At 68.2% G+C, this 22,338-nt stretch carries 20 protein-coding genes and 3 pseudogenes; 10 read left to right on the top strand and 13 right to left on the bottom strand.

The genetic code is table 11. The features are described 5' to 3' along the window. The first annotated feature begins 3 nt into the window (after window positions 1–3). Complete coding sequence (gene nadC, locus OVA11_RS17695) at window positions 4–861, top strand: carboxylating nicotinate-nucleotide diphosphorylase (protein WP_268068565.1); 858 nt, start codon at window positions 4–6, stop codon at window positions 859–861. 21 nt (window positions 862–882) lie between these two features. On the opposite strand, the pseudogene OVA11_RS17700 reads toward nadC, so the two are convergent. The 4 genes and pseudogenes from OVA11_RS17700 to OVA11_RS17715 form a co-directional block, all read right to left on the bottom strand. Further along, window positions 883–1,012: pseudogene (locus OVA11_RS17700) on the bottom strand (hypothetical protein); the annotation flags it as partial. Next, complete coding sequence (locus tag OVA11_RS17705; RefSeq protein ID WP_268068567.1) at window positions 1,012–1,428, bottom strand: MAPEG family protein; 417 nt, start codon at window positions 1,426–1,428, stop codon at window positions 1,012–1,014. The pseudogene OVA11_RS17700 and the gene OVA11_RS17705, both read right to left, overlap by 1 nt. A 118-nt stretch (window positions 1,429–1,546) precedes the next feature. After that, a pseudogene (locus tag OVA11_RS17710) lies at window positions 1,547–1,645 on the bottom strand (hypothetical protein); the annotation flags it as partial. A gap of 29 nt (window positions 1,646–1,674) precedes the next feature. After that, window positions 1,675–2,184 (bottom strand): lipocalin family protein, encoded by a 510-nt coding sequence (locus OVA11_RS17715; protein WP_268068569.1) that lies wholly within the window; start codon window positions 2,182–2,184, stop codon window positions 1,675–1,677. 172 nt (window positions 2,185–2,356) lie between these two features. Between OVA11_RS17715 and ahpC the strand changes: the two genes are divergently transcribed. The 3 genes from ahpC (at window position 2,357) to OVA11_RS17730 (ending at window position 6,664) form a co-directional block, all read left to right on the top strand. Beyond that, window positions 2,357–2,920, top strand: coding sequence for an alkyl hydroperoxide reductase subunit C (gene ahpC / locus OVA11_RS17720; RefSeq protein ID WP_268068571.1), 564 nt, complete (start codon window positions 2,357–2,359; stop codon window positions 2,918–2,920). Window positions 2,921–3,055: 135 nt separating this feature from the next. Further along, window positions 3,056–4,639, top strand: coding sequence for an alkyl hydroperoxide reductase subunit F (ahpF, locus tag OVA11_RS17725; RefSeq protein ID WP_268068572.1), 1,584 nt, complete (start codon window positions 3,056–3,058; stop codon window positions 4,637–4,639). Between the two features lie 111 nt (window positions 4,640–4,750). Then, window positions 4,751–6,664, top strand: a complete 1,914-nt coding sequence (locus OVA11_RS17730; protein ID WP_268068574.1) for a tetratricopeptide repeat protein — start codon at window positions 4,751–4,753, stop codon at window positions 6,662–6,664. Here OVA11_RS17730 and OVA11_RS17735 read toward each other — a convergent pair. The 3 genes from OVA11_RS17735 to OVA11_RS17750 all read right to left on the bottom strand — a co-directional run bounded on the left by OVA11_RS17735 (window position 6,661) and on the right by OVA11_RS17750 (window position 11,113). Further along, window positions 6,661–7,158, bottom strand: a complete 498-nt coding sequence (locus OVA11_RS17735; protein WP_268068575.1) for a helix-turn-helix transcriptional regulator — start codon at window positions 7,156–7,158, stop codon at window positions 6,661–6,663. The genes OVA11_RS17730 and OVA11_RS17735 overlap by 4 nt on opposite strands. 9 nt (window positions 7,159–7,167) lie before the next feature. Next, window positions 7,168–7,824: a cytochrome b/b6 domain-containing protein gene (locus tag OVA11_RS17740; protein WP_268068576.1), complete on the bottom strand. Its 657-nt coding sequence runs from the start codon at window positions 7,822–7,824 to the stop codon at window positions 7,168–7,170. A gap of 436 nt (window positions 7,825–8,260) precedes the next feature. Then, a complete protein-coding gene (locus OVA11_RS17750; RefSeq protein ID WP_268068577.1) occupies window positions 8,261–11,113 on the bottom strand; it encodes a TonB-dependent receptor in 2,853 nt (950 codons plus the stop codon). A gap of 76 nt (window positions 11,114–11,189) precedes the next feature. Here OVA11_RS17750 and OVA11_RS17755 point away from each other — a divergent pair, with 76 nt between their 5' ends. Further along, window positions 11,190–12,332, top strand: coding sequence for a phosphatidylinositol-specific phospholipase C1-like protein (locus OVA11_RS17755; protein ID WP_268068578.1), 1,143 nt, complete (start codon window positions 11,190–11,192; stop codon window positions 12,330–12,332). A 184-nt stretch (window positions 12,333–12,516) separates the two neighbouring features. Here OVA11_RS17755 and OVA11_RS17760 read toward each other — a convergent pair whose 3' ends face one another. The 4 genes from OVA11_RS17760 to OVA11_RS17775 form a co-directional block, all read right to left on the bottom strand. Next, window positions 12,517–12,729 carry a hypothetical protein gene (locus OVA11_RS17760; protein ID WP_268068580.1) on the bottom strand — a complete coding sequence of 71 codons (213 nt, stop codon included), beginning with the start codon at window positions 12,727–12,729 and terminating at the stop codon, window positions 12,517–12,519. After that, entirely contained in the window at window positions 12,699–13,883 is a 1,185-nt protein-coding gene (locus tag OVA11_RS17765; protein WP_268068582.1) for a PepSY-associated TM helix domain-containing protein, read from the bottom strand. The genes OVA11_RS17760 and OVA11_RS17765 overlap by 31 nt, the downstream gene beginning before the upstream one ends. Further along, a complete protein-coding gene (locus OVA11_RS17770) occupies window positions 13,793–15,958 on the bottom strand; it encodes a TonB-dependent receptor (protein WP_268068583.1) in 2,166 nt (721 codons plus the stop codon). Before OVA11_RS17770 ends, OVA11_RS17765 begins: the two co-directional genes overlap by 91 nt. Window positions 15,959–16,106: 148 nt before the next feature. Then, on the bottom strand, window positions 16,107–16,997 hold the full coding sequence (locus OVA11_RS17775) for a branched-chain amino acid aminotransferase (protein WP_268068584.1): 891 nt from the start codon (window positions 16,995–16,997) through the stop codon (window positions 16,107–16,109). Between the two features lie 80 nt (window positions 16,998–17,077). Here OVA11_RS17775 and OVA11_RS17780 point away from each other — a divergent pair, with 80 nt between their 5' ends. The 4 genes and pseudogenes from OVA11_RS17780 to OVA11_RS19885 all read left to right on the top strand — a co-directional run. Then, complete coding sequence (locus OVA11_RS17780) at window positions 17,078–17,584, top strand: MarR family winged helix-turn-helix transcriptional regulator (RefSeq protein WP_010920767.1); 507 nt, start codon at window positions 17,078–17,080, stop codon at window positions 17,582–17,584. Beyond that, window positions 17,581–18,282, top strand: coding sequence for a response regulator (locus OVA11_RS17785; protein WP_268068586.1), 702 nt, complete (start codon window positions 17,581–17,583; stop codon window positions 18,280–18,282). The genes OVA11_RS17780 and OVA11_RS17785 overlap by 4 nt, the downstream gene beginning before the upstream one ends. A gap of 140 nt (window positions 18,283–18,422) precedes the next feature. After that, window positions 18,423–19,760 carry an ATP-binding protein gene (locus tag OVA11_RS17790; protein ID WP_268068587.1) on the top strand — a complete coding sequence of 446 codons (1,338 nt, stop codon included), beginning with the start codon at window positions 18,423–18,425 and terminating at the stop codon, window positions 19,758–19,760. Between the two features lie 17 nt (window positions 19,761–19,777). Continuing rightward, window positions 19,778–19,880: pseudogene (locus OVA11_RS19885) on the top strand (hypothetical protein); the annotation flags it as partial. A gap of 6 nt (window positions 19,881–19,886) precedes the next feature. Here the strand turns inward: OVA11_RS19885 and OVA11_RS17795 are convergent. Both OVA11_RS17795 and OVA11_RS17800 read right to left on the bottom strand, forming a co-directional pair. Next, complete coding sequence (locus tag OVA11_RS17795; protein WP_010920770.1) at window positions 19,887–20,738, bottom strand: prephenate dehydratase; 852 nt, start codon at window positions 20,736–20,738, stop codon at window positions 19,887–19,889. Further along, a complete protein-coding gene (locus OVA11_RS17800) occupies window positions 20,735–21,472 on the bottom strand; it encodes a 3-deoxy-manno-octulosonate cytidylyltransferase (RefSeq protein ID WP_268068588.1) in 738 nt (245 codons plus the stop codon). The genes OVA11_RS17795 and OVA11_RS17800 overlap by 4 nt, the downstream gene beginning before the upstream one ends. A 156-nt stretch (window positions 21,473–21,628) precedes the next feature. Between OVA11_RS17800 and OVA11_RS17805 the strand changes: the two genes are divergently transcribed. Continuing rightward, complete coding sequence (locus OVA11_RS17805) at window positions 21,629–22,318, top strand: c-type cytochrome (RefSeq protein ID WP_268068589.1); 690 nt, start codon at window positions 21,629–21,631, stop codon at window positions 22,316–22,318. The last annotated feature ends 20 nt before the right edge of the window (window positions 22,319–22,338 follow it).

A 22,338-nucleotide genomic window follows, 5' to 3' on the forward strand; every position in this document is an offset into this window, starting at 1 on the left:
CCAATGACCGTGACCGCCCTCTCGCCCCTGCCCGACCTGCTCGTCCGTCCGATCGTCGATCTGGCCCTGGCCGAGGACCTGGGCCGCGCCGGCGACATCACCGGTCAGGCCTGTATCGATCCCGACGCCCGACTGTCGGTGGCCTTCGTCAGCCGGCAGGACGGCCGGGTCTCGGGCCTGTCGTGCGCACGCCTTGCCCTGGCGGCGATGGACCCGACCGCGACCTTCGAAGTGGCCACGCCCGACGGCGCAGACGTGACGCCGGGCGCGGTGCTGGCTCGGGCCGAGGGCAATGCGCGCGCCGTACTGATCGCTGAGCGCACGGGGCTGAACCTGCTGGGCCGGATGTCGGGGATCGCCACCCTGACGCGCTCTTACGTCCGCCTAGTCGAGGGGACGGGCGCCACCATCGTCGACACGCGCAAGACCACCCCCGGCCTGCGGGCGCTGGAAAAGTACGCGGTGCGCTGCGGCGGCGGGGTCAACCACCGCTTTGGCCTGGATGACGCGATCCTGATCAAGGACAACCATGTCGCCGCCTGCGGCGGGGTCGGCGAAGCCGTCCGCCGGGCCCGCGCCCACGCCGGTCACCTCGTCAAGGTCGAGGTCGAGGTCGACGGCCTCGATCAGCTGGAAGAAGCCCTCAAGCACGGCCCCGACGTGGTGATGCTGGACAATTTCAGCCTGGCCGACCTGCGCGCCGCCGTGTCCCTGGCCAAGGGCCGGGCGGTGCTGGAGGCCTCGGGCGGGGTGAACCTGACCACTGTGCGCGCGATCGCGGAGACCGGCGTGGACGTGATCAGCGTCGGGGCGCTGACGCACTCGGCGCCGGTGCTGGATATCGGGCTGGACGCCGTCTGAGGGGCAAAGCGCGCCATAGCAAAAACAGGTGTCATCCCGGACGGCCCGCAGGGCCGATCCGGGACCCAGGAGTTGCAAGAGCGCAGCACCCGCCGCCCCTGGGTCCCGGCTCTCCGCGCTCCGCGCTGCGGCCGGGATGACACGGATTTTCTAGAACAACCGCATCAGCTCGCGGATCACCATCGCCGCCAGCACGCCGGTGGACAGCACGAACAGGAGGAAGCGGATCGCCACCAGGTTCACCGAGACCTGCACTAGGCTGTGCAGCACCCGCAGGCCGACATAGACCCAGGCGAAGTGCACGGCCATGCCGTCGGCGTGGCCGGCGACCTGGATGGCCAGGGCCGCCGCGTAGAAGATGGTCGGCTGTTCCATCAGGTGGTTGTAGTTGTCGGCCGCCTGGCGCGCGCCGTCGGGCAGCTTGTCCAGCGAGCCCGGAAACCGGGCGTCCTGCGGCTTGATGCCGGCCTTCTGCATCGCCGGAATCCGCTGGACGTACATCCAGAGCCAGATCACCAGCGACCACGCCACCAGCGCCATCACCGGCGCGACCATTGAAGTTTGCAAGACGCCCTCCCAGGCTTTGTTCTTTCCTGGGAGGGATCAGACCAGACAACGGCGTTCGCTAAAAGCCTGCCGCTAAGGGAACGCCCTTTTCGAGACTGAAGTAGGCGCGTCGTGGCGGCCGTCCTCGCCCTTCGACAAGCTCAGGGTGAGGACGACTGTTGGCCTCGGTTCGCAGAAAATCCTCATCCTGAGCTTGTCGAAGGACGAGGATTTCCATCCGCGTGCGCGCCCGTACTCAACCGCCCGCTACCGCCCCGCAGGCGGCGGCGCGGGGTATTCGATCTCGCCGGCATAGCCCAGAGCCCGCGCCCGCTCGGTCATGGTCTTCAACAACTCGGGCGAGGCCGGCGCGCGCGTATAGAGGAAGATCTTGCGACGGTCGGGGCTGGCCGAGATGAACCAGGCGCCGGCCGGGTCCTGGTCCAGCACCTCGTAGCGCCAGGTGACGAACGGCAGGTACGAGACCTTCAGGCGGCGATTGACGCCCGGATCCTCGATGACGCCGTCGCCCTTGATCGCGCGGCGCTTGCCGTCGACGCCGCCCTGGCGGCAGTCGTCCTCGACCGCGACCCGGCGCTCATCGACGCGGTTATAGACCGTCGTGGCGGCCACGCAGCCTTTGGTGATGCGCATCGGCGTGCGGCCCACCTCCATCCAGACGCCCGAATAGTGGCGGGCCGGATCGATCAGCGGGGTTTGAGGTTGCAGTGCAGCAGCCTGGGCCAGGGCGAGAAGAGCAATAGCGGTGTTCAGCATGGGGTCACCTCCTGAAAGCCGGTACGCGCGAGGCCTTACGCTGGACGGATCTTGACCTCGATCAAGCCCGCTTTTCCATAGATGAAACCTATCCCTTCTAGAAGTTTTATCAATTGGATCGATTGTGCGGCGCACTATAGACAGCCGCCATTCCTTCCAACCGGAGCGCCTCATGTCGCTGATCAACACCGAGATCAAACCCTTTACCGCCCAGGCCTACAAGGACGGCAAGTTCGTCACGGTCAGCGAAGCGGACGTGAAGGGCAAGTGGTCGGTCTTCTTCTTCTACCCCGCTGACTTCACCTTCGTCTGCCCGACCGAACTGGAAGATCTCGCCGATAACTACGACGTGTTCACGCGCCTGGGCGTCGAGATCTACGCGGTGTCGACCGACACCCACTTCTCGCACAAGGCCTGGCACGACAGCTCGCCGGCGATCGGCAAGATCAAGTACACGATGATCGGCGACCCGTCGGGCCAAGTGACCAACAACTTCGAGATCATGCGTCCGGGCGTCGGCCTGGCCGACCGCGGCACCTTCCTGGTCGACCCGCAAGGCGTGATCCAGTTCATGGAAGTCACCGCCGAAGGCATCGGCCGCAACGCCATCGAGCTGCTGCGCAAGATCAAGGCCGCCCAGTACGTCGCCGCCCACCCGGGCGAAGTCTGCCCGGCCAAGTGGGAAGAGGGGGAAAAGACCCTGGCCCCGTCGCTCGACCTGGTCGGCAAGATCTAAGACTTCAAGACCCGAACCGTCGGCCGGTCATCCGGATCGGCCGGCGGTTCCCCTCTCGATCGTTCGCTGCGTTCGATCCCTCCCCCGACAATCGAACGCCCCCTTCCACTCCCCTCGCCTTTTTGGGAGCCCGCCATGCTGGACGCCGGTCTGAAAGCCCAACTGACCACCTATCTGCAGAACCTGCGCCAGCCGATCACGCTGGTCGCCTCGCTGGACGACTCCAAGGGCTCGGTCGACATGCGCGCCCTGCTGGACGACGTCGCCTCGACCTCCGACAAGGTCAGCGTCCGCTTCGACGGCGACGACGCCCGCAAGCCCTCGTTCGCGATCGAACGCGCGGCCAATGACGCCGAAGTCCGCTTCGCCGGCCTGCCGCTGGGCCACGAGTTCACCTCGCTGGTGCTGGCCCTGCTGCACGTGGGCGGCCACCCGCCCCGCATCGACGCCGAGGTGATCGAGCGCATCAAGGCGCTGGACGGCGACTATCAGTTCGAGACCTATTTCTCCCAGTCGTGCCAGAACTGCCCCGACGTGGTGCAGGCGCTGAACACCATGAGCGCGCTGAACCCGCGCATCCGCCACGTCGCCATCGACGGCGCCCTGTTCAAGGCCGAGGTCGAGGCGCGCCAGGTGATGGCCGTGCCGACCATCCTGCTGAACGGCCAGGCCTTCGGCCAGGGCCGCATGGAGATCGAACAGATCCTGGCCAAGCTGGACACCGGCGCGGCCGACCGCATGGCCGAAAAGATCAAGGCCAAGGACGCCTTCGAGGTTCTGGTCGTCGGCGGCGGTCCGGCCGGCGCGGCCGCGGCGATCTACGCCGCCCGCAAGGGGATCCGCACCGGCGTCGCGGCCGAGCGCTTCGGCGGCCAGGTGCTGGACACCATGGACATCGAGAACTTCATCTCTGTGCCCCACACTGAAGGCCCCAAGCTCGCCACCGCCCTGGAACAGCACGTCAAGGACTATGAGGTAGACGTGATGAACCTGCAGAAGGCGGTGGGCCTGGTCCCGGCCAAGACGCCGGGCGGCCTGCACGAGATCAAGCTGGAGAACGGCGCCAGCCTGAAGGCGCGCACGCTGATCCTGTCGACCGGCGCGCGCTGGCGGAACGTCAATGTGCCCGGCGAGGCCGAGTACAAGAACAAGGGCGTGGCCTACTGCCCGCACTGCGACGGCCCGCTGTTCAAGGGCAAGCGCGTGGCGGTGATCGGCGGCGGCAACAGCGGCGTCGAGGCGGCCATCGATCTGGCGGGCGTCGTCGCCCACGTGACCCTGATCGAGTTCGACAGCCAGCTGCGCGCCGACGCCGTGCTCCAGCGCAAGTTGGCCAGCCTGCCCAACGTCAAGATCGTCACCTCGGCCATGACCACCGAGATCCACGGCGACGGGTCCAAGGTGAACGGCCTGACCTACAAGGACCGCAACAGCGACACGGCCCACCGCGTCGACCTGGAAGGCGTGTTCGTGCAGATCGGCCTCGTGCCCAACACCGAGTGGCTGAAGGACTCGGGCGTGGCCCTGAGCAATCGCGGCGAGATCGAGGTCGACTATCGCGGCGAAACCTCGATCCCCGGCGTCTTCGCCGCCGGCGACGCGACGACGACGCCCTACAAGCAGATCATCATCGCCATGGGCGAAGGGGCCAAGGCCTCGCTCAGCGCCTTCGACTTCCTGATCCGCCTGCCGGCGGCGGAGGCGGCGGAAGCGGCGTAACGCCTCGCTGTCATTGAACCGAAGAGGGCCGTCCGGCGATCCGCCGGGCGGCCCTTTTGCTTTCGCATAACACTGTTTAGCTTCGCGCCCGGGGCATTTCGGGGGAACGCGATGGCCAAGGGCGACGCGGGCGAGACGCAGCAAAGCGACAAGGTTCCAGGCACGACTGACGCGGTCGAGATCGCCATGGACGAGGAGCGCCACGACCCGGCGCCGGACAGTCCGGCGCGGACGCTGCTGATCCGTCAGGGCCGACTGTTGGAGCTGCAGATCCGCCGCGAGCGGATGCTGGTCTGGAGCCAGGGCCTGCTGATGCTGGTCGGGGTTGTGGCCGTGCTCGGCGCGGGCGTGGCGCTGTGGCGCGCCAGCCAGGACCGCAGCATCATCGTGCAGCCGTTCAGCGTGCCTGAGGCCTATGCCGCGCGCGGCCTCACCGGCGAGGCGGCGGCGCTGCGGCTGGTCTCCGAAATGAGCGCCATCCGCGAGGTCACCAACCGGACCTCGTTCCTCGCCAGCAACCGAATTCTCGACAACAGCGACGCCATCTCGGTCCAGATCGCCCAGACCGGCCTGTCCGTCGAGGAACTCAGTCGGCTGCTCGGCCGCTGGCTGGGCAACCAGACCCTGGTCAATGGCCAGGTGGTCGATGGCGCCGATGGCAAGGTGACGCTGGTCCTGCGCTCGTCCAGGCATGGCGTTTCGACCGTGACGGGCCCGGCCGACCAGTTGGACAGCCTGTTCGTCAAGCTGGCCGAAACCGCCTTCTCCCGCGCCGAGCCCACCAATTGGGTGCAATACCTCAAGAACAAGGGGCGTTACGAGGAGGCGCTCGCCAGCGTCAAGGGCTTGGTCGAACGCCCCGAAACCAGCGACCTGGAACAAGCCAACAACTACAGCCTCTGGTCAAATGTCGACGCCAATCCGCAGCAGACGCGGCGGCTGGCGCTACGCTCATTGGCGCTGGATCCGAACGTTATGACGGCGGAATTGAACCTGTTTCGCGCCGAAGCCGTCCTGGGCCACGACGAAGCCTCTCTGGCGAGCGCGCGCCGGCTGCTGGCTCTGAGGGACGACGCTCAGAACAAGCGATATCACTCGTCGATCGGGCGCATGCGCAGCGAGGCCGAGAGCAAGGTCAATCTACTGACCGGCGACTATCGCCCAATCACCCTCAATGGCCAGGAACGTAATGCGCCCACCCGACTGCTTTCGGACGGCCAGATTAGCGCGCGCGCCCATGACGCATCCCTCACACGGCAACTGATCCAGGACGGGATCGACCAGAACAGGATCGCGCCACGCCAGATCGCGCATCTCCAAGCTGAGATCGCGCTGGCGCGGGACGATGGCCCCGCCGCCCTGGCGTCGGTCGGCGTCATGGAATCCGCCATCGAGCAGCGTAGCCGCACCCCTATTCGCCCAGATGGTCCGCTTCGTCAGGACATATCAGAGTATCGCGCTCTGGATTCGGCCATCCGCAACAGCGAGGGCCTGCCCCTCAAGGCCCGCGCCCTGATCGCCGCCGGCCGGCCGGCTGAGGCCCGCGACGTCCTGGCGTCCACCCCGCTGGACGCCTACCAGGCCGTCATCGCCCGGGGCGAGGCGGCCTCGGCGCTGAAGGACTGGGCCGACGCCGACCGCTGGTTCGCCCGCGCCAAGGCGCTCGCGCCCAGCCTGCCCTGGGCGCATCTCGCCGACGGCCGCTCGCGTCTGGCGCGGGGGGATCTGGCGGGCGCTGAGGCGGCGTTGACGGTGGCGCAGGAGCGCGCCCCGCGCCTGGCCGAGGTGCGCTACGAACAGGGTCTGCTCGCGCTGCGCCGGAACGATCGCAGCGCCGCCGTCCGCGCCTTCAAGGCCGCCGCCGAGCGGGCGCCGCAGTGGGGCCGGCTGCATCTTGTCTGGGGAGAGGCCGAGGCTGGTCGTGGGCGAAGCGACACGGCGCGAGACCTCTGGATCAAGGCCCTGGGCATGGACCTCTCACCCGCCGACCGAGCGCGGCTGGATCGCCTGCTGCCTTCTTCCTAGCCCTCGCCCGCCTCGACCAGTTCCTCGAGGAACAGCGCCATCAAGGCCGACTGGGAGTTCACGCCGGCCTTGGCGTAGACGCGGGCCAGCTGGGCGCGGACCGTGCCGGCGGCCGCGCCGCGCAGGGCGGCGATCTCGGCGACGTCGCAGCCCTTCAGCGCAAAGAGCGCCACGTCGGCCTCGGCCGCCGTCAGCTTCCAGTCGGAAAAGCGCAGACGGGCCAGATCGGCCAGCGCGCCCTTGGCCGCCGCCACCGCCGCCTCGTCCTGGCGGGCGCGCAGCACCAGCCAGCGCACCTGGGCCGCGCCGAACAGCACTCCGACCAGCAGGGCGACCGCCGCCCCGGCCTCGGCCGCGATATGGACGCCCGATCCGTCGGCGCGCAGGTCGCCGGTGACGTCGACCAGGAAAAACAGCGTCGCGGCCAGTTGCAGGATCACGACGACCGCGATCATCGTGATCCTGTGTTCCAGAGCGCGTCGGCGACCGATCATTCCAAAGCTTTAGCGCCGCCCAGGAAGCATCGCCAAGACAATCCGCCGGCCGCTCCGCCGGGTCTCAAAAACCACGCCGGCGAAGTGCAGCACGATCAGCACATAGAGCAGATTGACCGCCGTCTCGTGGACTTCGGCCAGCGGCCCTTCCTCGCCATGGCCCTCGCCGCCTTCGGCGCCGTCATGCTCTTCGGCCTCCTCGCCGATCTTTTCGTGTTCGCGCGCTTCATTTTGGACGGCGGCGGGCGGGGCGGCGACGGGCGACTTGGCCTCGGCCGGCGCGTTGGCCATCAGCACGCCGGTGACGATGATGACCGCCAGCATGCTCCAGATGGCGTAGACCATCAGCGCGCCCAGCGGATTGTGCGAGGCGTGCTCGGTCCGCCGCCCCTGGGCGATCTTGCGGAGGTGGGCCAGGGCGCGGGCGGGACTGGGCGGGAAAGCGGCGAAGCGCGCCTCGGCCGGGCCGATGACACCCCAGATCAGCCGCAGCGCCAGGGTGGCCGCCAGGGCGTAGCCGACCCAGACGTGAGGGTTCGAGCCCTCCTCGGTGATCAGCCCATTGGCGAGGATCGCGCCGACGATCGTCCAGTGGGTCAGTTTGACGACGGGGTCCCAGCGACGCGGCGGGCGCGCGGTTTCCAGAGGGGCGGCGGAGTCGGTCATGGGGGCTTCTCCCGGCTTCAGAGGAGACAAGCCCTGCGCGGTCCGGCGACCGGCGGCCATTGGCGCACGGCTTACGCGCCCGGGCGTAAGCTGGTGCTTACGGCGCTGACGCCACACGAAAAACGCCGCCCCGACTCCGTCTAAGGCGGCCTTTCGACCCGTTGCGGACGCTCGGAAAATCCTTCCCCCAGAGGGGGAGGAGGCCGAAGGCCGGAGGGGGAAGTGCTGGCGCGCCGGCTTCTTCCCCCTCCGTCGGCTTCGCCGACACCTCCCCCGCTAGGGGGAGGATTTGGGGCGAATTCCCCCTTAACCCGCCTCCGACCAATTCCGCTCTTCGGCAAGGCGCGCCGGGTCTGCGGCCGGCGTCGTTCCAACAGAAAACGCCGCCCAGGATCGCTCCCGGGCGGCGTCTTCGTCTCTAGGCTCAACCCAGTCCTTAGAACTGGATGTTCGCCCCCACAAACACCGTGCGGCCGCTGGTGGTGAAGTTCCAGAGGCGCTTGGCGCCGGTCTCGCCAAAGCCGTTGTTGAAGCTGTTGACCTGCTCTTCGCGCTCATCGGTCAGGTTGATGGCGTCCAGCGACAGGCGGACGCGCGGGGTCAGCTGGTAGAAGGCCGACGCATCAACATAGGTCGTGGCGTTGAACGCGCCGCTGTCGATCAAATAGTCCGAACGATAGTTGGCCGAGATGCGGCCGCCGTACTTGGCGGTCTCGTAGTACAGCGTGGCGTTGGCGTTGATGTCCGAGAGGCCGAAGATGTCGGTCTCCTGGTTCTTGCCGTTGACCAGGTTGATCGTCTTGCTGTCGATCAGGGTCAGGTTGGCCACCGCGCCCATGTTCTTCAGCGCGCCCGGCAGGAAGAAGAAGTCGCTCTGGGCTGACAGCTCGACGCCCGTCAGCTTGGCGTTCCGCAAGTTCACCTGGCGGGTGTAGGAGGCGACATTGGTCGTGGCCGTGACGCCCGGATAGATCCCTTCGGCCAGGCCCGTGCTGGCGTAGCTGACATTGGTCGTCGTCTGGCTGGCGATCAGGCCGTCGATGTTCTTGTGGAACAGGCCCGCCGTCAGCATGCCGACGCCGCCGAAGTACCATTCAGCCGCCAGGTCGAACTCGTCCGAGGTGTAGGGCTCGAGGTTCGGGTTGCCGGTCGAGACGGTGACGGTCGTGCCGTCCACGCTGACCGAACCGTTCATGGCGTAGGCGCCCAGGGCCGGGCGGTTGATGTTCTGGGCCGCAGCCACGCGGATCTGGAAGCGGTCGGAGACCTCGACCACCGCGTTCAGCGACGGCAGTACGCCCGAATAGGTTTTCTTGGCCACCGTCGGGGTGTTGACGCCGCGAACCGCCAGAACGCCCGACGAGGTCAGCTCGGTGTCATAGGCGCGCAGGCCGGTATTGCCGCGCACCGGCAGGCCCATCAGCTGCGTCTTCCAGTCCAGCTGCAGATAGCCGGCCGTGGTGTCTTCCTCGACCGCATAGATCGAGCGCGGGGCGCCGAGCGTGCGGGTGACGCCGTACTTGGCCAGGGCCTTGTCCCAGTCGACGATGATCCACGACTGGTCGTCGTGCTGGGTGAAGACCTTGGTCACGCCGTCCAGACGGTTGTCCAGCGTGCCCTTTTCCCAGGCCGTCCGGTTCACGTCGTCATTGGTCTGCGAATAGCCTTCGTTCTTGAAGCCGCGATACGACAGGCCGCCCTTCAGGGTCAGGCCGTCGTTGAAGTCATAGGCGGCGTTGAATTCGGCGTTCTTCAGCTCGGTGGTCTGATAGGTGGCCGAGAAGTCGATCTCGTGGGCGCGGTAGTTGTTCGCGTCGGTGGTGTTCCACTTGTAGGTGTTCTTGCCGCTGTCGCCGCGATAGTCGGTGATCAGGCCGCCGAACGCTTCGGTGTAGAACTTGTCCGAGATCGGGATGTCGTAGTCCGAGGTCTCCTGGCCGATGTGGCCGTCGACGCGCAGCTTGTCCGACACGTTCCATTCGCCGGTCAGCACCAGTTGGTCGAAGGTGTTCTTGGCCGACTGGCGACGGGTTTCAGTGGCGAAGACGGTGTTGTCGACGTCGGCGTAAACGACCGTGTTGTGCTTGTCGTACTGGATCGAATTCAGCACCGGCGGGGCGCTGACCAGATTGCCCGAGTGCGGCGTCGAGCCGCCCAGAACCGTCGAGCCGACCGAGGCGCGGGTGGCCAGGTGGATCTCGGTGCGGTCATTGGTGAACTTGCCGTGCAGGGCGTCCAGCGTCAGGGTGACGGTCTCGACCGGGCGCCACTGGGCGGCGGCGGTGACGCCCAGACGCTCCTGGTCCGAACCCCAGACCGACAGGCGGTTGCCGCGGGCGAAGATCAGTTCGCCGTTGGTCGCCTTGGCCGCATCGGCGGCGCTCAGCTTCACGACGTTGGCGGCCTGGGCGCGCTGGGTGCCGGCGCCGTAGGTGTTGTAGCCCTGCTCTTCGGTCTTGCGCTTGGAGTAGGCGACCGAGGCCAGGAGGCCGAACTTGTCGTCCCAGTTCTTGGCGATCATCGCCGCGCCGCGCGGCTGGGTGTCCTTGGTGGCGCTGTTGGTGCCGGCCTGCAGCGACAGGGCGCCCTTGGTCCCGGCGTAGTCGAACGGCTTGGCGGTGTAGAGGCCGACGGTGCCGGCCATACCGCCTTCGTCCTGCTCGGCCGAGAACGACTTGCGCACGTCGACCTTCGAGAACAGTTCCGAGGCGAAGATGTTGAAGTCGAACGCGCGGTCGCGCGAGGTCTGGCCGCGGCTGTCCATCGGCGAGTCGACATTGCCCAGCACTTCCATGCCGTTCAGCTGGACGCGGGTGAAGTCGGGGCCAAGGCCGCGCAGCGAGACGCGACGGCCTTCGCCGCCTTCGCGGTTGATGGCCACGCCCGGCAGACGCTGCAGCGACTCGGCCAGGTTCAGGTCGGGGAACTTGGCCATGTCCTCGGCGACGATCACGTCGGTGACGATGGCGCTGGCCTTCTTGGCCTCGCGGGCCACGCCCAGCGACTTGCGGAAACCGGTGACCACGACGGCGTCGACTTCGGCGTTGTCGGCGGCGGCGGCCTGCGCCTGGTCTGCGGCGTGGGCCTGGGCGACCGGCGCCAGAGCGGCCATGACGAGTTGGGCCGCGCCGACGAGGAGCGCGATCTTGCTGCGAGACATTGGATTACCCCCATGTACTGACATGTACTGATGTCGGCGGAGGATCCGGGGAGGAGCGCCGACGTTTGGCGCGGCAATAGGGAGCGTCGATGACCGCGACGTATCAGCTAGATCAAGGATTGATGACAACGCTAACAGTCATCCACAACGCGACGTGAAACCGTCATGGGCCTTGGCTAGGGGCTAGGCGTTATCTCGGAGACTCTTGATGTTGACTCTGCTCGCCGCCCTCGCCGTCGCCGCCGCGCCCTGCCCGGTCTCGGACGAAAGCCCCACCTGCGTGCGCCAGCGGATCGACGCCCTGCCGATGACCGACCTGCTGACCGTCGGCACCCACAACTCCTACAAGCTGGCCATCCCGCCCGAAGAAATGGCGGCCATGGTCGCCGCGCGCGGGCAGGCGGTGCTGGGGATCGACTACAGCCACCGCCCCCTGACCGAGCAGCTGGAGGCCGGCGCGCGGCAACTGGAGATCGATGTCGTCGCCGATCCGCAAGGCGGTCTCTTCGCCAAGCCGCTGACGGCGCTGGGCAAGGGCGTGTCCTTCCCGCCCGACGTCGCCGCCGCCCTGGAGAAGCCGGGCTTCAAGACCCTGCACATCCCCGATGTCGACTTCCGGTCTTCGTGCCTGACCTTCGTGGCGTGCCTGAAGGAAGTGCGCGCCTGGTCCGACACGCACCGCGACCACGTGCCGATCCTGATCATGCTGAACGCCAAGGAAGGCGCGGCCAGCCTGCCGGGCGGCGTGACGCCCCTGGCCTTCACTGAGGCCCTGTTCGACGCCCTGGACGCCGAGATCCGCTCGGTGTTCGGCGAGGATCGCCTGATCACGCCCGACCAGGTGCAGGGCAAGGCCAAGACCCTGCGTGACGGCGTGCTGGCCGGCGCCAAGATGGGGGGCGGCTGGCCCAAGCTCGGCGCGGCGCGCGGCAAGGTGTTCTTCGCCCTCGATGAAAGCCCGGCCAAGGTGGCGCTCTATCGCGGCCAGCGCGCCTCGCTGGAAGGCCGGGCCATGTTCGTCAACACCGACGAGGCCTCCCCCGCCGCCGCCTATCTGACCCTGAACGATCCCGTGGCCCAGAAGGACCGCATCGCTGCGGCGGTGAAGGCCGGCTTCATCGTCCGCACCCGCGCCGACGCTGAAACCCTGCAGGCCCGGCGCAACGACCCCACCCAACGCGACGCCGCCCTGGCCAGCGGCGCGCAGTACGTCTCGACCGACTACATCTGGGCCGATCCGCGCTTTGCGGGCGGCTATACGGTGCGCCTGCCCAGCGACAAGGTCGCGGTCTGCAATCCCGTGCGCCAGCCCACGGCGTGCGGCGGGCGGGACCTGGAGGGGCGGTAGGGCGCCCTATCCTCAATCCACCAACATCATTTTCTCTTGTCATCCCGGCCGGAGGACCGCGTAGCGGGCCGTAGAGCCGGGACCCAGGGGCAGCCGCACTGCGCCGGCCCCTGGGTCCCGGACAGCCTCTACGAGGCTTCCCGGATGACGAGGGATTTTATCTTTGCGCTAGAGGTAAGGGACCCTAACGCCGCCGCGCGACCAGCGCCCAGGCGGTTGCGATCACCGACACGCCCAGCGTCAGCGCGCCCACAAGGTCCCAGAGGCCATCGCCCAGCAGGGCGGCGATCAGGCCAAACAGGCTGAAGGCGGCGATCAGGGCCGGCGCGCCGAACACCTGCCACAGGGAAAGATGGTGACCGGTCTTCATCGCGCCGCCTTCCGCTTGGCCAGCCACAGATAGAGGCCCGAGGCCAGGATCACGATCGTGGCGATATCAAGCAGCGCCCACAGGATCTTCAGGCCCATGCCGCCATAGTCGCCAAAGTGCAGCGGCTGCGACAGGGTCAGGGTCTTGACGTACCAGGGCGTCGGCGCGATCGCGGCCAGCTCGCCGGTGCGCGCGTCGATCAGGGCGGGCGTGGTCAGGTGCGTGGTCAGCGGCGTCTTGCCGTGGAAGAACACCGCATAGTGGTGGTCGGTCGAATAGTCCGAGCCCGGGAAGGCGACGAACTGCAGGTCCTTGTCGGGCAGCGCCTTCTGGGCCTTGTCGACGGCGGCCTGCAGCGAGCTGCGCTGGCCCGGCGCGACGGGGCTGTCATAGGCCTGCGTCAGTTCCTTGAGCGCCGTGTTCTTCCAGTAGCCGACGATCGGCGTGGCCAGGGCGTTAACGACGCCGGTGGCGCCGACCACCAGCACCCAGGCCGCCGTCACCGCGCCCAAGAGGTTGTGATAGTCCAGCCAGCGGGTGCGCGCCCGCTTGCTGGCCCGCACCGTGCCGAAGGGCAGCCGGCGCATGAAGGGCGCGTAGAGCACCACGCCCGAAACGAGGGCCACGATCAGCAGCAGACCCATGGCGCCCAGGAACAGCATGCCCGCCAGGCCCAGGAACATGTCGGTGTGCAGCTGGAGCAGGAAGTCCATGACCGGATGCCCGGCGACCGGCGGGGCGGGATCGCCGCTGGTCTGGTCGATGGGCTGGAAGCTGTAGACCCCCGCCTTGCCGCCCGGCTGGACGCTGGTGACGTTCACCACCGGCCGGTCCTCGTCAAAGCTCATATAGGCCGGAACCTCGCCCGGCTTGCGGGCGAGCGCGGTCTCCAGCACCTGGTCGAGGGTCAGCTTGGGGCCGTCCGGACGCGCGGGCGTCCAGGCCTCTTCCAACAGGACATGCTCGATCTCGTGGCTGAACACGAGCGGCAGCCCCGTGACGCAGAGCATCAGCAGGAAAGCGGTCGAGACCAGGCTCGACCACTTGTGAACCCACGACCAGGCGCGGAGCGTCCGGGCCTTCATCAGCGCTAGAAGTCGGTGCTGATCGAGAGACGCAGGGTGCGCGGCGCGCCCAGCGTCAGGTAGTTGGCGCCCGGATAGCCGCCGACGGCCACCCACTGGTTCCGGTCGGCCAGGTTCTCGACGCGGGCCCGCAGGGTGACCGCCTTGCCGCCGGCCTCGAAGGCGTAGCGTGCGCCCAGGTCAAAGCGCGTCCAGGCGTCCAGCGACACGGTGTTGGCGGTGTTGGCCTGCTGCGAACCGGTGTGGACCGCGCGGCCTTCCAGGGTCAGGCCCTCGAGCGTGGCGATATCCCATTCCAGGTTCAGATTGGCCTGGAACTCCGGCACGCCGATCGGGGTCTTGCCCTGCAGCGTGGCCGACAGAGCGCGGTTGACCTTGGCGTCCAGCCAGGTGGCGCCGCCCAAGAGGCGCAGGCCCGGGGCGGGCTGGCCGAAGACGGTCAGTTCCACGCCCTGGTTCTCCTGCTCGCCGCCGGCGGTGTAGCGACGGCTGGAGGCTTCGAAGTACTCGGCCGGCTGGGTGGTGCGGAACAGGCTGATCGAACCGCCGAACGCGCCGGCGTCGTACTTGGCGCCGATCTCGGTCTGCTCGCCGCGGAACGGCGACAGGATCTCGCCGACATTGGCCACGGCCACGCCGCTGACCTGGGCCGGGGCGATCTTCCCGGGGACCAGGGCCTCGGCGTAGTTGGCGTACAGCGAGACCTTGTCGCTGGGCTTGAACACCGCCGCCAGAGCCGGGGTGGTGGCGTCGCCGTCATAGGCGCCGTTGCGGGCGCCGGTGTTGTAGTCGTACGAGCGGGTCTGGATGTCCTGATAGCGGACGCCCACCGTGACCAGCAGGCGCTCATTCAGGAACGACAGGGTGTCGGCCACCGCGACGCTGCGGTTCTTGACGCGCTCGGTGACGTTCGGATCGCTCTTGGAGCCGCCCACGAAGAAGTTCGGGTTCGGCGCGGCGACGGCCACCGGGTTGTAGAGGTTGCTGGCGAAGCCGGCGAAGTTCGAGAAGGCGTAGGCGTTCTTGGACTTCAGGTTCACCTGGGCGACCGAGGCGACGATGGCGTGACCGACCGCGCCCGTGGCGAACTTGGCGCGCAGGCCGGCGTCCGCCGACAGGATCGAGTCCTTGCGGACGTTGTCGAAGCGGTAGGCGCTCAGCGTCCCGTCAGCCAGAGCCGTCGGGTTGGCCAGAACGTTGTCTTCCTTGCCCTGGCGACCGCCCAGGGCGGCCCAGGCGCTGACCGTGTCGGTCAGGTCGAACTCGCCGCGCGCCGCGCCGAACAGCTGGCGCTCGTCGGTGTGGGTCCAGGGCTGGGCGAAGTTCTTGTCGGCCGCCGGGGCCTTGGGGATGGCGCCGGCCGGGGTCACGGTCGGACGCGCCCCCTCGATGCGGTGATCCTGCCAGCCCAGGTCCGCCGAGAAGCGGGCGCGGTCGCCGCGACGATCCAGGCCCAGGCCCAGCACCGTCAGGTCGCGCTTTTCGCCGTCGACGGCCGTCTCGCCGCCGCGCAGGCCCAGATTCACCCGCGCGCCATAGGCGTCGTTCTGGCCAAAGCGGCGCGAGACGTCGGCCGAGCCATAGACCTGCTCGCCGCCGTCCCAGCCGGCCGTGAAGCGGGTCAGCGGGGTGCTGGACGCGCGCTTGGGCATGAGGTTGAAGGCGCCGCCGACGCCGCTGCCGCCGGGGGCCGCGCCGTTCAGGAAGGCGTTGGCGCCGCGGAAGACGTCGACCCGCTCGATCAGCTCGGCCGCCACGAACTGGCGCGGCAGAACGCCGTAGAGACCGTTATAGGTCATGTCGTCGGAATAGACCGGGAAGCCGCGAACGACGTACAGCTCCTGGAAGTTGCCAAAGCCCTTGGTCACCCGGACGGTCGGGTCGTTCTGCAGCACGTCGGCCACGCTGCGGGCCTGCTGGTTGCGGATCAGGGCTTCGGTGTAGCTGGTGACGGCGAACGGGGTGTCCATCGTGTCCAGCGCGCCCAAGAGGCCGACGCGCGCGCCCTTGGCGACCTGATCGCCGGCGTAGGCGGGCGGCAGACGCACCTGCGAGCCGGTGATGACCACCTCATCGACGCGGGTCGTGTCGGCCTGGCGCGCGAACGCGGGGCTGGCCAGAACGCCTCCCAGCAGGGCGGACGACAGCAGAAGGGCGAGACGAGGCGACATGAAACGATCCTGATAATGCGAGTGCGTCGCAATATCCGGCCTTCGCGCATGTTTCAATCTATCCCTCCCCGGTATGGGGGAGGCCGCCACGAAAAAGCCGCCCGAGAGGTCCCGGGCGGCGTCTTCGGTTCAGGCCCGCGGGATGGCTCTAGGCCGTCGCCATCGCCTCGCCGCGCACCAGGGCGGCGTAGGTGTCCATCAGATCGAGCGACAGCTTGGCGGGCGTGAACTTGAACTCGCCCACTTCCGAGACCGGGGTGACCTCGGCGGCGGTGCCGACGATGAAGCACTCGGTGAAGGTCGAGAGCTCTTCCTTCTGGATGTGACGCTCGACCACCTCGATCCCCTTGCTCTTGGCGATGTCGATCACCGTGCGGCGGGTGATGCCGTCCAGGAAGCAGTCCGGCTTGGGCGTGTGCAGCACGCCGTCCTTAACGAAGAAGACGTTGGCGCCGGTCGCCTCGGCCACATAGCCGCGATAGTCCAGCATCATCGCGTCGGCGTAGCCGTCCTTCTCGGCGGCGTGCTTGGAGATGGTGCAGATCATGTAGAGGCCGGCGGCCTTGGCGGCGATCGGGGCGGTCTTGGGATCCGGGCGCTGGTACTTGGCCCAGGTCAGGCGGATGCCCTTGGCCTTGGTCGCCGGATCGAAGTAGCTGGGCCACTCCCAGACGGCGATCGCCACGTGGATCTTGGTCTGCTGCGCCGAAACACCGATCATTTCGCTGCCGCGCCAGGCGATCGGACGCACATAGCAGTCCTTCAGGCCGTTCTTCGCCGCCGTCGCCTTGCAGGCCTCGTCGATCTCGGCCACCGTGTAGGGGATCTCAAAATCGAGGATCTCGGCCGACTTGAACAGGCGCTCGGTATGCTCGGTCAGTTTGAAGATTTCGCCGCCGTACATGCGCTCGCCTTCGAACACCGACGACGCATAGTGCAGGCCATGGGTCAAAACATGCACCTTCGCCTCGCGCCAGGGCACAAATTGCCCGTCAAGCCAGATCCAACCGTCGCGATCGTCGAAGGGAACCAGAGACATCGGCCCAAGACCTCCTTATTGGGAACGCGGTTCTTAGACGCCCCGTGGGGGGATGCGTCAAATAAAATGGACTCCGCACGATGATAGCCCCGCTACAGCCCGGCTCGGACGATCCCCGTCTGATCCTCCGCGAGGAGGAACTGGACGGCGGGCTGGAACTGATCCTGTTGGCCGAGGCCTCGCTTTGGGCCGCCGTGGACGCGGTGCTGGAGACCGAAGCCCTGGGTCTAGGGCGCTCGCACTGGCGCGCGGCCTTCCTGCTGCGCCGCCGTCCGGGGATCGGGGTGCAGGACCTCTCCAAGCTGACCAGCCTGTCGAAACAGGCCGCCAGCCGCACCCTGTCCGATCTCGAAAAGGCGGGCCTGGTGGAGCGCGTCTCCGGCGATCTGGACGGACGCCGCCGCCCCGCGACCCTGACCGCCGAGGGCGTGGCCTTCGAGCAGCGCACGGCCGAGCGCCTGCGGGCGCTGCTGGCCCGGGCCTACCGCACCGGCGGGCTGGACGGGGTGGCCGGCACGCGACGCATCCTGGCGGCGCTGGCCGGATCGCGGCAAGGTGTCGGCCCAGGACGACGGATGCCCACATGACCCCTGACGAGCGCCGCGAACGCCACCTGCTGGTGGTCGACGACGACGACCGGCTGCGCAAGCTGATCAAGGAATTCCTGAGCCGCGCGGGCTTTCGCGTCACCGCCGCCGCCAGCGCCGGGGCGGCCGACAAGCTGTTCGAGGCGCTCGATTTCGACCTGATGGTGCTGGACGTGATGATGCCGGGCGAGGACGGCATGACCTTCACCAAGCGCCTGCGCGCCAAGGGCGGCGAGGCCGGTCGCACGCCGATCCTGATGCTGACCGCCAAGGACCAGACCGCCGACCGGATCGAGGGCCTGTCGGCCGGCGTCGACGACTATCTGGGCAAGCCGTTCGAGCCGCGGGAACTGCTGCTGCGCATCGAGGCCATCCTGCGCCGCTCGGCCGCGCGGCCCGTGGGCCCCAAGGCGCTGAGCCTTGGCCGCTGCACCTTCGACGCCGACCGGGGCGAGTTGACCTGCGACGGCGAGGCCGTGCGGATCACCGAGGCCGAAGTGACCCTGCTGCGGCGCCTGGCCCGCTCGCTGCACGAACCGGTCGACCGCCTGGAGCTGGCCCGCGACACCGCCGACGCCACCGGCCGCGCCGTCGACGTCCAGGTCACCCGCCTGCGCCGCAAGATCGAGCCCGACCCGAAGAACCCGCGCTACCTGCAGACGGTGCGGGGCGTGGGGTACCGGTTGGCGCCGGATTGATGGGGGGCGCCGTCCAAATCCTCCCCCTCGCGGGGGAGGTGTCCGCGCAGCGGACGGAGGGGGAAGTCGGCCGGCGGCGGGGTTATCCTCTTCCCCCTCCGGCGCTTCGCGCCACCTCCCCCGCTGGGGGGAGGATTTAGGTGCCCCTCACCCGCCTCGACATCCCGCCGGCGCTGAAGCGTCTGCTGCCGACCACGCTGTTCGGGCGCAGCCTGCTGATCATCATCCTGCCGGTGGCGATCATGCAGATCGCCGTGACCTGGGCGTTCTTCGACGCCCACTGGCAGAGCGTGACGGCCAAACTCTCCGAAGGCCTGGCCGGCGACATCGCCTGGGCGGTGCAGTCCTATGAGGACGATCCCAGCCCCGCCGCCGTCGAGAAACTGGCCGAGCGGGCCGAAGGCGCGTTGTCACTGTCGATCGCCTTCCAGAAGGGTCGCAAACTGCCGACCAGCCATCGCCCCTCGCTGTTCGCGGCCCTCGACCGCTCGCTGGACAAGGCGCTGGAGGACCGACTGGACAACCCGTTCTGGTTCGATACGACCCGCTACCGCGCCTATATCGACATCCGCGTGCAGGTCGACGGCGGGGTGCTGCAGATCTACGCCCTGCGCGACCGCGCCTACGCCACCCAGGGCCATATCTTCATCCTGTGGATGGTGGTGGCGACCCTGCTGCTGACGGCGGTGGCCATCCTGTTCATCCGCAACCAGGTGCGGGCCATCGAGCGTCTGGCCGAAGCCGCCGACGCCTTCGGTCGGGGCGAGGACCCGGACTTCAAGCCGCACGGCGCGCGCGAGGTGCGTCAGGCGGCCCTGGCCTTCATCGCCATGAAGCTGCGCATCCAGCGCCATATCGAGCAGCGCACCGCCCTCCTGGCCAGCGTCAGCCACGACCTGCGCACGCCGCTGACCCGGCTGAAACTGGAAATGGCCATGGCCGAGCCCTGCGAGCGCATGGAGGCCATGAAGGGCGATCTGGCCGAAATGGAGCACATGATCGACGAGTACCTGGCCTTCGCCCGCGGCGAGGGCGGCGAGGCGATCCAGGTGGTGGACCTCTCCGAACTGGTCGAGGCCGTGGTGGCAGACGCCGAGCGCGGCGGAGCGGCGATCGAGACCGAGATCACGCAAGGGCTGGAAACCCGCCTGCGCCCCCTCACCTTCCGCCGGGCCCTGGCCAATCTGATCGACAACGGCGTGGCCCACGCCGACCGGGTGCGCGTCACGGTCAGCCCGCGTCAGACCGGCGGGGTCGATGTCGCGGTCGACGACGACGGCCCGGGCATTCCCGAAGACAAGTACGAAGAAGCCTTCAAGCCCTTCTCGCGGCTCGACGAAAGCCGGAACCAGAACGAGAAGGGCGTGGGCCTCGGGCTCGCCATCGCCCGCGACATGGCCCGGGGCCTGGGCGGAGATCTGGTGCTGTCCCGCTCGGCGCTGGGCGGCCTGCGGGCGCTGATCCGGTTGCCGGGGTAGGAACAAAACAAGGTGTCATCCCGGAAACGCCGCAGGCGTTATCCGGGACCCAGGGGGTGACGAAACGCCGTGCGCGCCGCCCCTGGGTCCCGGGTCGGCTTCGCCGCCCGGGATGACACGGTGAGGCTACGCCCCCCGATCGCGGAACGGGTCGGCCGGGTACACGCCCAGGATCTCGAAGCGCTCTGAGAAGAACTTCAGCTCGTCCAGCGCCAGGGCCAGGTTGCGGTCTTCGGGACGACCGTCGACCTCGGCGTAGAAGAAGGTGGCGGTGAAGTTGCCGCCCTCCATGTAGCTTTCCAGCTTGGTCATGTTGACGCCGTTGGTCGCAAAGCCCCCCAGCGCCTTGTAGAGCGCGGCGGGCAGGTTGCGGACGCGGAACACGAAGCTGGTCACGCAGCGGTGGGTGAAATCCGGCGCGGCCGGGGCCTTGTCGGCGGTCATCACCAAAAAGCGCGTGGTGTTGTGGCGCTCGTCCTCGATGTCGCGGGCCAGGATGTCGAGGCCATAGATCTCGGCGGCCAGGGCGGGGGCGACGGCGGCGTGGGTCGGGTTGGGCTTGAGGGCCAGGGCCTTGGCCGCGCCGGCGGTGTCGCCGGCGGCCTCGGTCTCCACGCCCAGGCGCTTCAGGCTATTGCGGCACTGGCTCAGCGCGATCGGCATCGAGCTGACCACCTTGATGTCCTCCAGCTTGACGCCCTTGTTGGCCATCAGCTGGAAGCGGATCGGCTTGAAACGCTCGCCGATGATCTTCAGGCCCGAGGCGGGCAACAGGTGGTGGACGTCGGCGACGCGGCCGGCGATCGAGTTCTCAATCGGGATCATGCCCAGCTGGGCGACGCCCGACTTGATGGCCTCGAAGGCCTCTTCAAAGGTCTTGCAGGGATAGGCCTCGTAGTCGGGGAAATAGGTGCGGCACGCCTCGTGGCTGTTGGCGCCGGGCTCGCCCTGGAAGGCGATCTTCTTGAGGAGGCTCATCGGGTTTCCTCGGCCTGCTTGCGGGCCGCTTCGAGATCAGAGGGATTGTCGACGGAGATCGGGGCGGTCTGGGCCACGGCGGCGCGGATCGTCAGGCCCAGCTCCATGGCGCGCAGCTGCTCCAGCTTTTCGCGCTTTTCCAGCGGCGAGGGCGCGGCGGCGTTGAAGGCCTCCAGCGCCTCGCGGCGATAGCCGTAGATGCCGATGTGGCGCCAGACGGGCGCGTCGCCATAGAGGGTGGAGCGGGTGAAATAGAGGGCCCGGCCGCTTTGGCCGTCCTCTTCCATGGCCAGCACGGCCTTGACCACGTCCGGGTTCGAACGGTCGGCGGCCGAGGCCTCGGGGGCCACGACGGTGGCGATGTCGGCGTCGCCGAACTCCTTAAGTATTCGCGCGCAGTCGGACAGTACGGCCGGGTCGACGAAAGGCATGTCGCCCTGCAGGTTGATCACCACGTCGTGCTCGAACCCCGGATCGAGCTGCGCCAGCGCCGCCAGAATCCGGTCTGAACCGGACGGCAGGTCCGGGTCGGTCAGCACGGCGGTTCCGCCAGCCTTTTGAACCGCCTCGACGATTTCGGGGTCGCCGGCGGCCACGGCCACGGGGCCGATACCCGCTTCGAGGCCCTGGCGCAGGACGCGCACGATCATCGGAACCCCGCCGATATCGGCCAGGGGCTTGCCCGGAAGCCGGGTTGCGGCCATCCGAGCCGGGATCAGAATGAGGGGGTTCATCGGTTCAAATCTCCGCCGCCCTGTTGCGCGAGGGGCGGTAGCGTGTAAGAGACGCGAGCGCAACATGACGCGCGCTGGAGACTCGTCCTTGTGATTCCGGCGCGCGGGTTTCAAGCCCGCCGTTCGACGGGCCGATAAGAGGCTGACAAGGCTGAAATGAGCGACCTGACGTTCAACAAGATCGCTGGCGGCGTGCTGCTGACCGGCCTCGTTATTTTCGGTCTGCGGGAAGCGTCCTCGATCGTCTTCGCCAAGCCCGAAGTCGAGAAGGCCGGCTACGAGATCGCGGTCCAGGAAGAAGGCGCCGAAGGCGGCGCGGCGGCGGTTGAAGTCCTGCCGGACTGGAACGCTGTGCTGACCCCGGCCAATGTGGCCGCCGGCCAGGCCGTCGCGGCCAAGTGCGCCGCCTGCCACAAGTTCGACGCGGGCAACGCCAACGGCACGGGCCCTGGCCTGTGGGACGTGGTGGGCCGCAAGGTGGCCGGTCACGCCGGTTTCAACTACTCGACCGGCATGAAGGAATTCGCGGCCAAGACCCCGGTCTGGGACTACGACCACCTGTATGAATTCCTGAAGGCGCCGGGCAAGTACGTCTCGGGCACCAACATGACGTTCGTCGGTCTGAAGAAGTCCGAAGATCGCATCGCGATGATCGCCTACATGCACAGCCTGGGTTCGACGCTGCCGGTCCCGCCGCCGCGTCCGGTCGCCGCCCCGGCTCCGGCCGAAGGCGCCGCGCCCGCCGCTGAAGGCGCGGCTCCGGCCGCCGAGGGCGCCGCCCCGGCTGCTGCTGGCGCTGCTCCGGCCGCTCCGGCCGCCGCCGCCCCGGCCGCGCCGAAGGCCTAAAGGCTCTTCGACATCCGATA

The organism is Caulobacter sp. SL161, from assembly GCF_026672375.1.
Taxonomy (GTDB): domain Bacteria; phylum Pseudomonadota; class Alphaproteobacteria; order Caulobacterales; family Caulobacteraceae; genus Caulobacter.